The organism is Natronococcus pandeyae, assembly GCF_008122205.1.
Classification (GTDB): domain Archaea; phylum Halobacteriota; class Halobacteria; order Halobacteriales; family Natrialbaceae; genus Natronococcus; species Natronococcus pandeyae.
On record NZ_PHNJ01000026.1, the window covers coordinates 1 to 12,283 of the forward strand.

Sequence of the window (12,283 nt, forward strand, 5' to 3'; positions counted from 1 at the left end):
TCGAGTCCTGAAACCACCTCAATCGCGAGGCTTCCCTTGTAGGAAGCCCCGCCGTTTACGGCGGGTGAGGATGTCACCTCGAAGTCGATGCACGACGCGTTCAGAAGATCTGCGATTCTAGCGATGGAGACGGAAGAGTGCGCACGGATGAGGAATCACTGCGACTTCCCTCTGTGTCTCCGCAGCCTCCTGAGAAGACGACGTTTCGGGGGCACTACTCCTCGAAGTGGCTCACTGTCCCGGCACGGACTCGGGATCGTCCATCGATACGTCTCCATCCTGAGCCGAGATGCTCACTGTGGGGCCGTTCCGGATCTGAACGACGTAATCCAGATACGTGAACTCAACCTCTACCTGCCTGGTGTTCGAGTCCACATCCTCCTGAACGAGCGCGTCCAGCGCGTCCGGATCGACGACGCTGAACAGTGGTGGGGATAACTCGCTCGGCGAGATCCCCTCCTTCTGGGCTACCGCCTCGACCACCCGGTATGACGGCGCGTGGGATACCATCACCCAGCGGTATGCTGTGTTGGTGTATATATGTTGGGCTGAGACCGCTTATTTCGCAAATATAGCCCATAGATGTGCGAAATTCGCAGTTTGACTTTCGAACGAGCAGCCTCAGTCCGTCGCCCTCGCGGTGTGAGACACCAACGGTGTGGATGTCCGCAATACGGACGAAGATTCATACAGGCGGCGGGTCTGTATACCCCATGAGGGAAGTCGCACTCGACGACGTCGATCGTGGTATCCTGTTCTTGCTACAGAACGACGCCCGGAACGTCACGATCGCCGAGATCGCAGAACAGGTCAACGTCGCCGCCAGCACCGTCCGCAACCGCATCGAGGACATGGAGGAGACAGGCGTCATCGAGGGGTACTTCCCGAAGATCGACTACGAGAAGGCGAACTACCCGCTGCACGTGCTGTTCGTCTGTAGCGCCCCCGCCGACGAGCGCGAAGAGCTGGCCGCCAACATACTGGAGCAGCATGGGGTAGTTGACGTCCGCGAGATGCTCACCAGCAAGCGCAACATCTATATCGAGGTCGTCGCCACGGACACCCGAGACCTGACCAAAATCACCAACGAACTCGCTTCGATGGGCTTCAGTGTCGAGTCGTCTGAAATCATCACCAACCACTACACCCGCCCCTGGACGGAGTTCGAGTTCGAAAAAGACGAGGAGTAATTCGGCTGGCCGACTGTCGAATCACTTGATGGGTGTGTGAAATTGGCAACTTATCGGGCGAAAAGTGCGGCAATCACATCCCTCGAGTCGCGTTTGGCACAAGCTTTTTGCGGATTAGTGCCGGACAACAGAACGAATCAGATGGGGCGGTAATACAAGCTCATCTGTTCCTTGGCAACATATGACTGACATTTCGCGACGCGATCCGACTCTTCAACGCGAGCGTGCCACGCTCGACGAACTCTTCGAAGTCCTCAGCAAGCCCTCTCGACGCCGCATCCTGACGGCGCTTGCCGACGCGAACCCGAGAGAGGAAGCCGAGTTCGTTCCAGGGGAGTTCACCAGCGACGAGCGACCCGAGGACGTCTTGGCGAGGCTGCACCACACTCACCTCCCGAAGCTCGACGATGCGGGCGTTATCGAGTGGAACCCCGATTCGAAGACGATTAGCCGCGGGCCGCGCTTCGACGAGATCGCACCGCTCGTCGAGTTGATGATCGCCCACCGGGACGAGCTTCCGGCGAGTTGGCCGTAGATCGGAGTACGTTCCGGTGTCAATTCCAGCTTCGGGAGTGCCAGTTCGGCTCGACTACTCTCACACGGAGAGGCCGTCGAGTGGGACTGCGTCCACATCAGTACGAGTGAGACTCGTAGCTTCCGTCGTGATCGCCGCAATGCCGAGAGGTGGCGTCGTCTCGTTTCTCGCCCTCGCTCGAGCGTATCGACCAGCCGTATCCGTGCGTCGTCGGGTCGTCGAACGCCACGGGTTCACCGTCACGGACTTCGGCGGCGAGTTCCGGAGACTCCAGTCTGGAACTCACGGTTCTGATCCTTCCGCTGGCGGGCAGAACGCCCGCATTGTGAGGTCGGTCAGACAGAGCTGTTGGCTGCGTGGCGTGGGGAGCGCGATCGTCCCGAGCCGACCACCGACAAGACCCTCCGTCGTACCGAGCGTCGGCGAGCGAATCCGATCGGGCACACAGCCACGACAGACCAACCGCGGGACGTCCCATCGTGTTGAATCGGCCCAGCGATATGCGGACGCGAACACGATGTCGGCCTCGTACAGCGCCGCCCCACAGCCGATGCGGAGGGCGGTATCGGGTTCGGGCCCGACAAGGTGATCCTGCAGAACCCGTCACCTGCGAGCCGATCGCGACCGCGGGAGGGTCGCACTCCCGACCCGGAGTGGGCGCCGCGGCGGTCAGAGGACGGCGACCCCGGACCGGCTGTCGTCGCGATCGTCGCGTTCGGACGGAGTCCGTGCGGCGATCTATCGACCGACGAGAGGTTCAGACGGATCCAATAGTCATGGTAACTCACGGTATGCATTTATTTTTCATCATTATGAGTATAGAGACGGGAGGCCGGAACACATGACAGAAGTCACACTGGATGTCGCAACAGAGATCATCGAAGCGTCGGAGAACCACGTCGGGGAATCCGACGTCCCGCCGATGTGTATCGCAGTAATGGACGAGGGTGGCAATCTCGTCGGCTTTCACCGGATGGACGGAGCGCTTCTCGCGAGCATCGACATCGCCCAGAACAAGGCCTACTCAGCGGTCTCGTTGAAACTGGATACGGAAACCATTCACGAGGCATCACAGCCGGGAGAGTCGTTGTATGGGATCGGGGAGACGAACGACGGCCGAATCATCACCTTCGGTGGCGGATTACCCCTCGAGGACGACGAGGGCACCGTCGTCGGCGGTATCGGCGTCTCCGGCGGCAGCGTAGAAGAGGACGTCGAAGTCGCCCACGCGGGGCTCGAGGCGTTCGAGAACGGCTAACCGTCGAAACCGTTTTGCGCCAGTTTTGTCTCGTCCAAACTCTCACCCAGAAATAGTAGTGCCCGGTTTTGGATCGCCAATAGTTACCATGTGTGATGGGTAGTAGCGTCAGAGAGACCATATCGTTCCCCCTTATCGAAACCCACCCATGGTGTATCCTTGTCAGATATGATTTCCTCGTCTCCCAGCTGATCCACGAACCATCCGTGTGCGGCTGTCCGAACGGGTCGCGTCGTCGTGGGTTGCTTCCTCGCTCGGTCGTCGGTCCGGACTCGAGACGACGTCCAGTGGTTCGTCTGAGGACACCAGCTGTCGCTGGAAGACGCGTTCTACGGCTCTCACTCACTGCGATCTGCTATCGAGACGCTCGTAGGGCCGTAGGCGAGGATCTCGAGGTCACGGTATCCCGGGTCTATTGCCATCTTTCCGGGAGTCTGCGTATCACCGGCTCGTGCGTAAAGGAACGCAGCTCTCGGTAGCGCTCCCAGATCTCGCCGGCAGCTGCGGAAATTCAAAGGGCATACCACCGGTAGGTTTTTTATCGGGGTGGAAAGAGTGCCTGCGCATGTCCGGTGAATCCAGCGAGCGAGTCCCGATGATTAGATCGCGGTCCGATGTTGATTCCGACGCTGAAGAGGCGTTTGAGTACATCTTCCAGACACGTGACCACGTGAAAGGCCCGTTCTGTGCGCTCTTGCACAGTCCGGATATCGCAACCAGGGTCGGAAAACTCGGCACGTACATCCGATTCGAAAGCGAACTCGCTGGGTGGGTTCGAGAGTTGGCGGTGCTAACCACCGCTCGTGAACACAGGTGCGCATACGAATGGGCCTATCACGAACCGATTGCGCGTAACGAGGGCGTCAGTGAGACCGCTGTTCGGATCGTCCGCAATCGCGACCCAGTGAAGGACCTCTCGGAAGAAGCGGCGCTTGTCGTCCGATACGCCAGGGAACTTATCGAGTCCAACGAAATCAGTGACTCGACGTTTTCCCGTGCACAGCGTCACTTCAGTGAGCAAGAGCTCGTCGAATTAACGACCACGATTGGATACTATGGGATGCTAGCGAGCGTGATTCACGCCTTTGGGATCCTTCCGGAGAGTGGCCAAATCGACTGGACGGCGTAATCACCGTTCCCACAGGAGTCATCGCAAGAAACTAGCGGCGGATCCGGGTAGCTCTAGCTGTGCGTCGTTGTGCCAAGACGAGACGCCAGGGAAGGAGACGCTTGCTGGGCTGCTGACCGAATCTGCTCTCCCCACCGCAAAGTCTATACTACCCCGAATAATTGTAACGAATACAAATGATATGCTGTATAGTTGTGGTGGGAACGGCTAAGGGCGACAATAATAACTCCAGAGTCAGCGATGAGTGAGGGTGTGCCAACGGCGACGAATATGCACACCGCCATCGATCAGGCCGTAAGCGATGGAGATTCGGTGTATCTCGCCGGGTTTACACACCTGATCCCGTTCGCGGCAGGTCATGAAATCGTCCGGCAAGGGTACACCGATTTGCACCTGATTCGGGCGACGCCGGACCTGATCTACGATCAGCTGATCGCCGCCGGCGTTGCTTCGCGAGTGACGTTCTCGTGGGCTGGCAATCCGGGCGTTGGGAGCCTTCGTGCGTTCCGGCGGGCGGTCGAGGACGGCGTCCCGAACGCGATCGAGATCGATGAGTACACACACTTCGGACTGACGGCGCGACTTGCGGCCGGCGCGCGTGGCCTTCCGTTTATGCCGGTTCGAACGTTCGCAGGCTCTGACCTGCCCGAGCAGAACGAGAATATCCGACGTGTGGAGAGCCCGTTCGGTGACGACGAAATCTATGCCGTGCCACCGCTGTGTCCGAACGTAGCGGTTGTGCGCGCTCAGCGAGGTGACGTGAGCGGTAACGCTCACGTCTGGGGGATCCCGGGCGAGATCCCGGAGGTCGCATTGGCCGCTGAAACCGTGATTCTGAGTGTCGAGGAGATCGTCGACGAACAGGTCATCCGAAGTGATCCGAATCGGACTCTCGTCCCTGGCTCAGCCGTCGACTACGTCGTCGAGGAACCGTACGGATCACATCCCTCCTACGCACAGGGATGCTACGACCGGGATAACCAGGCCTACCTCGAGTGGAACGAGATTTCTGAGTCACAGGCCAGCATCGAGGAATGGCTAGATGAGTGGGTCTACGGCGTAACAGACCGCCGAGAGTATCTCGAGAAGCTCGATAGCGAGCGACTGCTCGATCTGAAGCCGTCCACCGAGTATGCGACGCCGATCGACATGGGGGGGTACTGATGACTGACACGGAGCCAGAGGCCGACGATTCGATCGACAGCAGTGAGCCCGACTATACGTCGACTGAGCTGATGGTGACTACTGCAGCCCGCGAACTCCGCGATGACGAGTCCGTCCTCGTCGGCGTGGGTGTCCCGAACCTCGCCTGTAACCTGGCGAAACGGACGCATGCACCGAACCTCCGGATGATCTACGAGTCAGGCACGATCGATTCGAACCCGTCGTCGCTGCCGCTGTCGATCGGGGATCCCGTTCTGGCGACCGGCGCGGTCGGTGTCGTTCCGATGTTCGAGGGGTTCAGCAAATACCTGCAGGGAGGCCGAATCGACGTCGGGTTCCTTGGCGGCGCGCAGATCGATCGCTACGGCAATATCAACTCGACGGTAATCGGCGACTACGAGGATCCGGCGGTTCGCCTGCCCGGCAGCGGCGGCGCCTGCGAGATCGCCAGCAACGCCCACCGGACGCTGGTGATCACGCCACACCAGAAACGGCGGTTCCCTGAGGAAGTCGACTTCGTCACCAGTCCGGGCTACGTCGATGGACGGGAGGGCCGCGAGGAACTCGGCCTTCGCGGTGGTCCGGAGGCGATCATCACGGATCTGGCGGTCATGCGGTTCGACGAGGATGGTGAACTGTACGCCGAGACACTCCATCCTGGCGTCTCACGCGACGAAGTACAGAACGCGACTGGCTGGACTCTCGCGTTCGCAGACGACGTGGAAACGACGCCGACGCCAGATACCGAGGACCTCCGACTGCTCCGGGAGGAACTCGATCCGGACGGCGTCTACCTCGAATAGCGCGTCGGACGAGCTTTTCTCTGTGTTCCCGTCACGGTCGGTTCGTTGCCAGCGACGCTGCTCTGTCGGGTTCGTAAAAGTATGCGTTGGCGTGGGAGACTCGGCCCTGCCATCGTCGGTTGATTGTGGATGGTTTGTCGGATTCATCCCCACTCTAAAGGGCGGGGCTTTCTCCTTGATTCTCCGTAAACAGCGAGAGTCACCCGACTGTAGAGCGGGGAGGACGTCACCGTACGTCGTGGGGGGTGACCGTCTCGGTCACCTCGTTGATCGCCTCGAGCACTGCCGTTGCGACGGTTTTGACGGTCTCTTCGCTGATCGTCAGTGGCGGCGTGAGCATGAGGTGGTCACCTTCAACTCCGTCGACCGAGCCTGACCCTGGATAGGTGTACACGCCGCGTTCCAGTGCGTGTTCGTAGACGCGCTTGTTCACGTTCAGGTCAGGATCGAACGGCGCTTTCGTTTCCCGATCGGCGACGAATTCGATGCCGATCATTGCCCCGGCGTGGCGGACGTCACCGACGATCGGCTGGTTGTGCAACTCGTCGAGTTCGGCCGCCAGCTGTGCACCGCGTTTCCGGCCGGTTTCGAGCACCGAGTCGGTGTACTGGTCAACGACGTGGGCGGCGATCGCTGCCGAGAGCGGATTGCCGCCGAACGTGTGGCCGTGTGAAAACGATTTACCGGTCCCGTTTTCGAACCTGGCGGCGATGTCGTCGCGGACCATCGTCGCACTGATAGGCGTGTAGCCGCCCGACATGCCCTTTCCGAGCGTTATCATGTCGGGGACGACGTCGAAGCGATCCATAGCGAACATTTCCCCTGTCCGGCCGAAACCGGTCATGACCTCGTCCGCGATGAAGAGGACGTCGTACTCGTCGCAGATGCGCCGGATCTCTTCGAAGTACGCCGGGTGGGGGGACGCGGCGGGAATACTCGCTCCCGAGATGGGTTCGGCGACGAACGCGGCGACCGTTTCCGGCCCCTCCTGTTTGATGGTTGTCTCCAGTTCGCGTGCGGCTGCGATGGCCTGTTCTTTCTCTGTTCCCTCGTACTTCCAGCGGTAGGGGTAGGCCGGTGGGACGTGGGGCCAGCCGTGTAGCAGTGGCTCGTACTCGCTTCGTCGACTCGTGTTGCCGGTCGCGGACAGAGCGCCGAGGGTCGCGCCGTGGTACGACTGCCATCGGCCGATGATCGTACTTTTGTGCGGGTTACCGGTCTCGCGATGGTAGGCCCGAGCCAGTTTGAACGCCATCTCGTTCGCTTCGCTCCCGGAGTTCACAAAAAACGCTGCGTTCAAGTCGCCCGGTGTGAGTGAAGCGAGCAGTGTGGCTAGCTCTTCCGTCGCCTCGTGAGAGAAGTGTGAGAGGCTGAGATACGAGACGTCCGACAGTTGTGTTTCGGCGACACTCTCGACGCCAGGGACTGAGTGTCCGAGATTGACGACCGCTGCGCCCGCTGCGGCATCGACGAGTTCTCGACCGTCCTCGGTGACGAGAAATTCGTCGTATGCGCGGCGGATCTGGGGAAAGTCGGGGTTCATTCCGCCGCCCCACTTATAAAATACGTTCGCTGGGTTGGCCATATACGAGGAGTAACGCACTGGCCTGAATTAAGTCTTACTGAAGAGGGTGATATTAGGCCAAATCTGAATATATGCCAAAAGAATTCGTAACTATTGCAACCAGGATGCGTGGCGAGCGCGACCAGCGACCCGTCATGGTCGGCAGACAGGCGCCCGTGATCCGGCGTCTACGCCTGGAATGCACTTCCGGCCGTCGGCAAAACCCAGACCAGACAAAAAAGCCCACCAGGACGACCTGATCGGGGTAGTTCAGCCATCCCAGTCCCGGCAAGCCTGTCGACTGTGGGACGACCAGGGCCGTCCCAACCACGGTGTTCGTCGTACTCGGTGTTCTCCATCACTGCCAACGAAACGGGGTCGTCGAATTAGCCTCTGTACTGAATATAGTCCACACAGTCGTAACTCCTCTTACAAAGACGATAGTATATTGTAGAGAACCAAAATATCTAAGCAGTCTCGGATACTCGTCGGCAACGAGGATAATGGTCGACTATTACGACGGTACGATCGAAGAGAATCACCGCGAGGCGATCGAACGAGCGACGACGGATCGCTCGTTCGCCAACTGGATCGATGGAGAGTCGGTCGCTGCAACGACTGACGAGACGTTTGAAACGATCGACCCAGCGGTTACGGACCCCATCACAGCGATCCCCCGGAGCGGGGAAGCCGACGTCGATAAGGCCGTCGCCGCCGCTCGCGATGCTATCGACGGCGAGTGGGGCGACACGACGGCCGCAGAGCGCTCTCGACTGCTCCAGGAGTGGATCGAGACGCTTCGCGAGCACGCCGATGAACTAGCGCTGCTCGAAAGTCTCGACGTCGGAAAACCACTCGGTCATGCGCACGGAGAGATCGAGAAGGCCCTCGAGTTCCTCGAGTACTACGCGGCTGTGAGTCGCGGCCAAGAGGGTGTTCAGGTCCCCGTCTCGACCGACGCTCACGTCTACACCCGTCAGGAACCGTACGGTGTCGTCGGCGCGATCGTCCCGTGGAACTTCCCGCTCGTACTCGCGTCATGGAAACTCGGCCCGGCGCTGGCAGCGGGGAACGCGGTCGTGCTCAAGCCGGCGGAAGACAGCCCCCTCACAGCGACTCGCGTCGCACAGCTCTCGAAAGACGTCTTCCCCGACGGCGTCCTCAACGTCGTTCATGGCTACGGCGAGGAGGCTGGCGCACCGCTTGCCGGCCACGACGGGGTGGATAAACTCTCGTTCACGGGCGAAGACGTGACCGGGGAGGAGGTAATGCGGACTGCTGCGGATTCGATCACGCCCGTCACCCTCGAACTCGGTGGCAAGTCGCCGTTCCTCGTCTTTCCCGACGCTGACCTCGATGCAGCGGTCGAGACCGTCGCCGGCGGAATCTTCTACAACACCGGCCAATCCTGTGACGCGCCGTCACGGGTGCTCGTCCACGAAGACGTTCACGACGAGTTCGTCGATCGGTTCGTCGAGGCGGCCGAAGCCCACGTGATTGGCGATCCGCTCGTCGAGGAAACGACGATGGGGCCGCTCGCCTCGCAGGCCCAGTACGAGAAGGTCACCGGGTACGTCGAAACCGGTCTCGACGACGGGGCAACGCTCGTCGCCGGTGGCGATCGACCTGCTGGCGATGAACTCGAGGACGGCTGGTTTGTCGAGCCGACGGTCTTCGACGACGTCGATAACGAGATGCGGGTCGCGCGCGAGGAGGTTTTCGGCCCCGTCGAGACGATCAACACTTTCAGCGAGTACGAGGAGGCGATTACGATCGCCAACGACACGCCGTACGGCCTGGCAGCTGGCGTCGCGACGGAGAACACCGACCTCGCCCATCGCGCTGCTGCGGACCTCGAGGCCGGGAGCGTCTGGATCAACACGTACGGCTCGACGGTTACGGGCGGTCCCTTCGGCGGGTACAAGCGATCGGGGATCGGCCGGGAGTGTGGCAAGGATGCCCTCGAGTATTACACGCAGACCAAGACGGTCAACGTCGAACTCGGCGACACGTCGCTCTGACCGCCGATGACAGACGCATTCTTGGTCGGAGCCGGCCAGTCCGGCTACGGGGCCTTCCCCGAGGAGAGCTACCGATCGCTGTTCCGGACGGCGTTCGACGCCACAACGGAGAGCGTCCCGAAGGGACTGATGGCGAGTGAGATCGACGAGGCCTTCGTGGGCACGCTCGGCGTCGGGGGTCGGCAACTCGGCCTCTCGGGCCCTGCCGTGACCGAACACGTGGGTCTCGACGGCGTCCCGTGCACGCGGGTCGAAAACGCCTGTGCGGCGAGCGGGTTCGCGGTTCGCCAGGCCGTCCAGGCCGTCAAATCGGGGATGGCCGACGTCGTCCTCGCGGGCGGGTTCGAGGTCATGTCAGACATGAGCTCTGATGCGACGAAGTACTGGCTCGGCGTTTCCGGGGAGACCGAGTGGGAACGACTCTCTGGAACGACGTTTGCTGGGGTCTACGCACAGATGGCTTCCGCGCACATGGAACGGTACGACACCACCCGCAAACAGCTCTCACGAGTCGCCGTCAAAAATCACGCAAACGGCGCGAAGAACCCCCACGCGCAACTGGGCTTCGAGTGTTCGCTCGACGAGGCCCAGTCTGCGCCGACCGTGGCTGAGCCGCTCAACCTCTATCACTGCTGTCCGACCTCCGACGGCGCGGCCTGTGCCCTGATCGTCAGCGAGGATGTTGTCGACGAATATACGGACGACCCGATTCGCGTCGCCGGCGTCGGCGCCGGCAGCGACAGCGTCGGACTCTTCCAGCGCGACAGCTACGTCGGTGTCCCCGCAAGTGAACGCGCGGCCGAGGCGGCCTACGACATGGCTGGCCTCACGCCCGAGGATCTCGATTTTGCAGAGGTCCACGACTGCTTTGCGATCGCCGAACTGCTCGCCTACGAGGACCTGCACTTCTGCGAAAAAGGGGAGGCGGGTGCGCTCGTCGAGTCCGGTGCGACCGCACTCGACGGCGACCTCCCGGTCAATACTTCCGGCGGACTCAAGTCCAAAGGGCACCCGATCGGCGCGACCGGCGCTGGACAGGTCGTCGAGGCGTTCAAGCAGCTCTCCGGCGAGGCGGGGGAGCGACAGGTCGAGAACCCGGTTCGGGGACTTACCCACAACGTGGGCGGGAGCGGCGGTGCGGCCGTCGTGCATATTTTCGAGAAGGAAACGGCGGTGAGCGCGTAATGACTGCGATCACTGCCGCCGGCGCGTACGCACCCCGCTTCAGGATCAGTGCCGAAGCGTTCGAGGAGGCCTGGGGGCAGTTCCAGGCAGCGGGCGTGAGCGAGAAGGCCGTCCCCGCTGCCGACGAAGACGCCCTGACAATGGGGTACGAGGCCGCGAGTCGGGCACTCGAAGCCGCCGACCTCGACGGCGAGGACGTCTCGTGGCTGGGCTTTGGAACCGCGACCCCGCCACTCGAGAACGAAGACCTGACGGCACGGCTCGGTGCGATGCTCGCGCTCCCCAATGGAGCAACCCGGCAACTCTTCACCGGGAGCACCCGAGCCGGGACCCGTGCGCTCTGGGCAGGAATGGACGCGATCGAGGCCGACGGTGGCCTCGCCCTCGTTGTGGCCGCGGACGCACCGCGAGGCAAGCCCGACGACGCGATCGATCACGCGGCCGGGGCTGGCGCGGCGGCATTCGTCCTCGAACGCGATGGCCCAGCCAGGATCGTCGATCGCGCGGAGTATGCGACGCCCTATCCCGGGACCCGGTTCCGGAACGCCGGCGATCGAGAGACGGAGGGACTCGGCATTACCCAGTACGATCGTCGGGCGTTCACTGAGACGATCGGAGGTGCGGTCGCCGGCCTCGAGATCGACCCTGCTCCCGAAGCGGCGGCGGTCCAAGCGCCCGACGGAAAACTCCCCTACCGCGCTGCGGGCACGGCTGGCGTCGGGACTGACGAGATCCGTGCCTGTGCGACGGTCCACGATCTCGGCAACCTCGGGGCCGCCAGCGTCCCGGTAAGCCTCGCTCGGGCGATCGCTGCCGGACACGACTCGATCCTCGGCGTGTCTCACGGCAGCGGTGCGGGTGCCGACGCGATCGTCGTCGAATCGGCCGGCGATGTCCCGGCGAACACCGCGCTCAAAGACGGCGACGCGCTCACGTACGCCGAGTACCTCCGCCAGCGCGGCGTCGTCACGAGCGGGCCGCCCTCGGGCGGTGGCGCTTACGTCAGCGTGCCGTCCTGGCGCCGATCGCTCCCCCAGCGGTACCGACTCGAAGCAGGTCGGTGTCCCGACTGTGGGGCGTTCGCGTTCCCACCCGAGGGAATCTGTGACGACTGCGGTGCACGCGAGGGATACGAACCGATCGACCTCCCCGGTGAAGGGACGATCGAAGCGGTCACGACGATCTCGCAGGGCGGCGCGCCGCCGGAGTTTGCCGAACAGCAGGCCAAGTCCGGCGACTACGCGGCGGCGATCGTCGCGCTCGACGTCGATGCCGGAGACGAAACGGTCAGCGTGCCGGTGATGGGAACCGACGCCGCGCCGGCGGCGTTCTCCGTCGGCGATCGGGTCGAGACGACGACCCGGCGCATCTACACCCAGGAGGGCGTCACGCGGTACGGGTTCAAGATACGGCCGTCGTAACGAGCGTCTCGAA

At 62.1% G+C, this 12,283-nt stretch carries 12 protein-coding genes; 9 read left to right on the forward strand and 3 right to left on the reverse strand.

What is annotated here, in order from left to right:
* Positions 1 to 231: 231 nt before the first annotated feature.
* Positions 232 to 510, reverse strand: coding sequence for a HalOD1 output domain-containing protein (locus CV102_RS24820; RefSeq protein ID WP_148860686.1), 279 nt, complete (start codon positions 508 to 510; stop codon positions 232 to 234).
* A gap of 203 nt (positions 511 to 713) precedes the next feature.
* Here CV102_RS24820 and CV102_RS24825 point away from each other — a divergent pair, with 203 nt between their 5' ends.
* Positions 714 to 1,190: an Lrp/AsnC family transcriptional regulator gene (locus tag CV102_RS24825; RefSeq protein ID WP_148860687.1), complete on the forward strand. Its 477-nt coding sequence runs from the start codon at positions 714 to 716 to the stop codon at positions 1,188 to 1,190.
* Between the two features lie 181 nt (positions 1,191 to 1,371).
* A complete protein-coding gene (locus CV102_RS24830; protein ID WP_222863739.1) occupies positions 1,372 to 1,725 on the forward strand; it encodes a DUF7344 domain-containing protein in 354 nt (117 codons plus the stop codon).
* Between the two features lie 97 nt (positions 1,726 to 1,822).
* On the opposite strand, the gene CV102_RS24835 is transcribed toward CV102_RS24830, so the two are convergent.
* Entirely contained in the window at positions 1,823 to 2,011 is a 189-nt protein-coding gene (locus CV102_RS24835; RefSeq protein ID WP_148860688.1) for a hypothetical protein, read from the reverse strand.
* A 555-nt stretch (positions 2,012 to 2,566) separates the two neighbouring features.
* Here CV102_RS24835 and CV102_RS24845 point away from each other — a divergent pair.
* From CV102_RS24845 to CV102_RS24860, 4 genes are all read left to right on the forward strand, one after another.
* Complete coding sequence (locus CV102_RS24845; protein ID WP_148860689.1) at positions 2,567 to 2,983, forward strand: GlcG/HbpS family heme-binding protein; 417 nt, start codon at positions 2,567 to 2,569, stop codon at positions 2,981 to 2,983.
* A 565-nt stretch (positions 2,984 to 3,548) separates the two neighbouring features.
* Complete coding sequence (locus CV102_RS24850) at positions 3,549 to 4,112, forward strand: carboxymuconolactone decarboxylase family protein (protein WP_148860690.1); 564 nt, start codon at positions 3,549 to 3,551, stop codon at positions 4,110 to 4,112.
* Between the two features lie 240 nt (positions 4,113 to 4,352).
* A complete protein-coding gene (locus CV102_RS24855) occupies positions 4,353 to 5,276 on the forward strand; it encodes a CoA transferase subunit A (protein ID WP_267903146.1) in 924 nt (307 codons plus the stop codon).
* Positions 5,276 to 6,079, forward strand: coding sequence for a CoA-transferase subunit beta (locus CV102_RS24860; RefSeq protein WP_148860691.1), 804 nt, complete (start codon positions 5,276 to 5,278; stop codon positions 6,077 to 6,079). The genes CV102_RS24855 and CV102_RS24860 overlap by 1 nt, the downstream gene beginning before the upstream one ends.
* Before the next feature lie 226 nt (positions 6,080 to 6,305).
* Here CV102_RS24860 and CV102_RS24865 read toward each other — a convergent pair whose 3' ends face one another.
* Positions 6,306 to 7,664, reverse strand: a complete 1,359-nt coding sequence (locus tag CV102_RS24865; RefSeq protein ID WP_148860692.1) for an aminotransferase family protein — start codon at positions 7,662 to 7,664, stop codon at positions 6,306 to 6,308.
* A gap of 482 nt (positions 7,665 to 8,146) precedes the next feature.
* Here CV102_RS24865 and CV102_RS24870 point away from each other — a divergent pair, with 482 nt between their 5' ends.
* Genes CV102_RS24870 through CV102_RS24880 form a run of 3 tightly spaced genes read left to right on the forward strand, consistent with a single transcriptional unit; the run spans position 8,147 to position 12,270 of the window.
* Complete coding sequence (locus tag CV102_RS24870; protein ID WP_148860693.1) at positions 8,147 to 9,664, forward strand: aldehyde dehydrogenase family protein; 1,518 nt, start codon at positions 8,147 to 8,149, stop codon at positions 9,662 to 9,664.
* A 6-nt stretch (positions 9,665 to 9,670) separates the two neighbouring features.
* Positions 9,671 to 10,849: a thiolase domain-containing protein gene (locus tag CV102_RS24875; RefSeq protein WP_148860694.1), complete on the forward strand. Its 1,179-nt coding sequence runs from the start codon at positions 9,671 to 9,673 to the stop codon at positions 10,847 to 10,849.
* Complete coding sequence (locus CV102_RS24880; protein WP_148860695.1) at positions 10,849 to 12,270, forward strand: zinc ribbon domain-containing protein; 1,422 nt, start codon at positions 10,849 to 10,851, stop codon at positions 12,268 to 12,270. Before CV102_RS24875 ends, CV102_RS24880 begins: the two co-directional genes overlap by 1 nt.
* Positions 12,271 to 12,283: the final 13 nt, after the last annotated feature.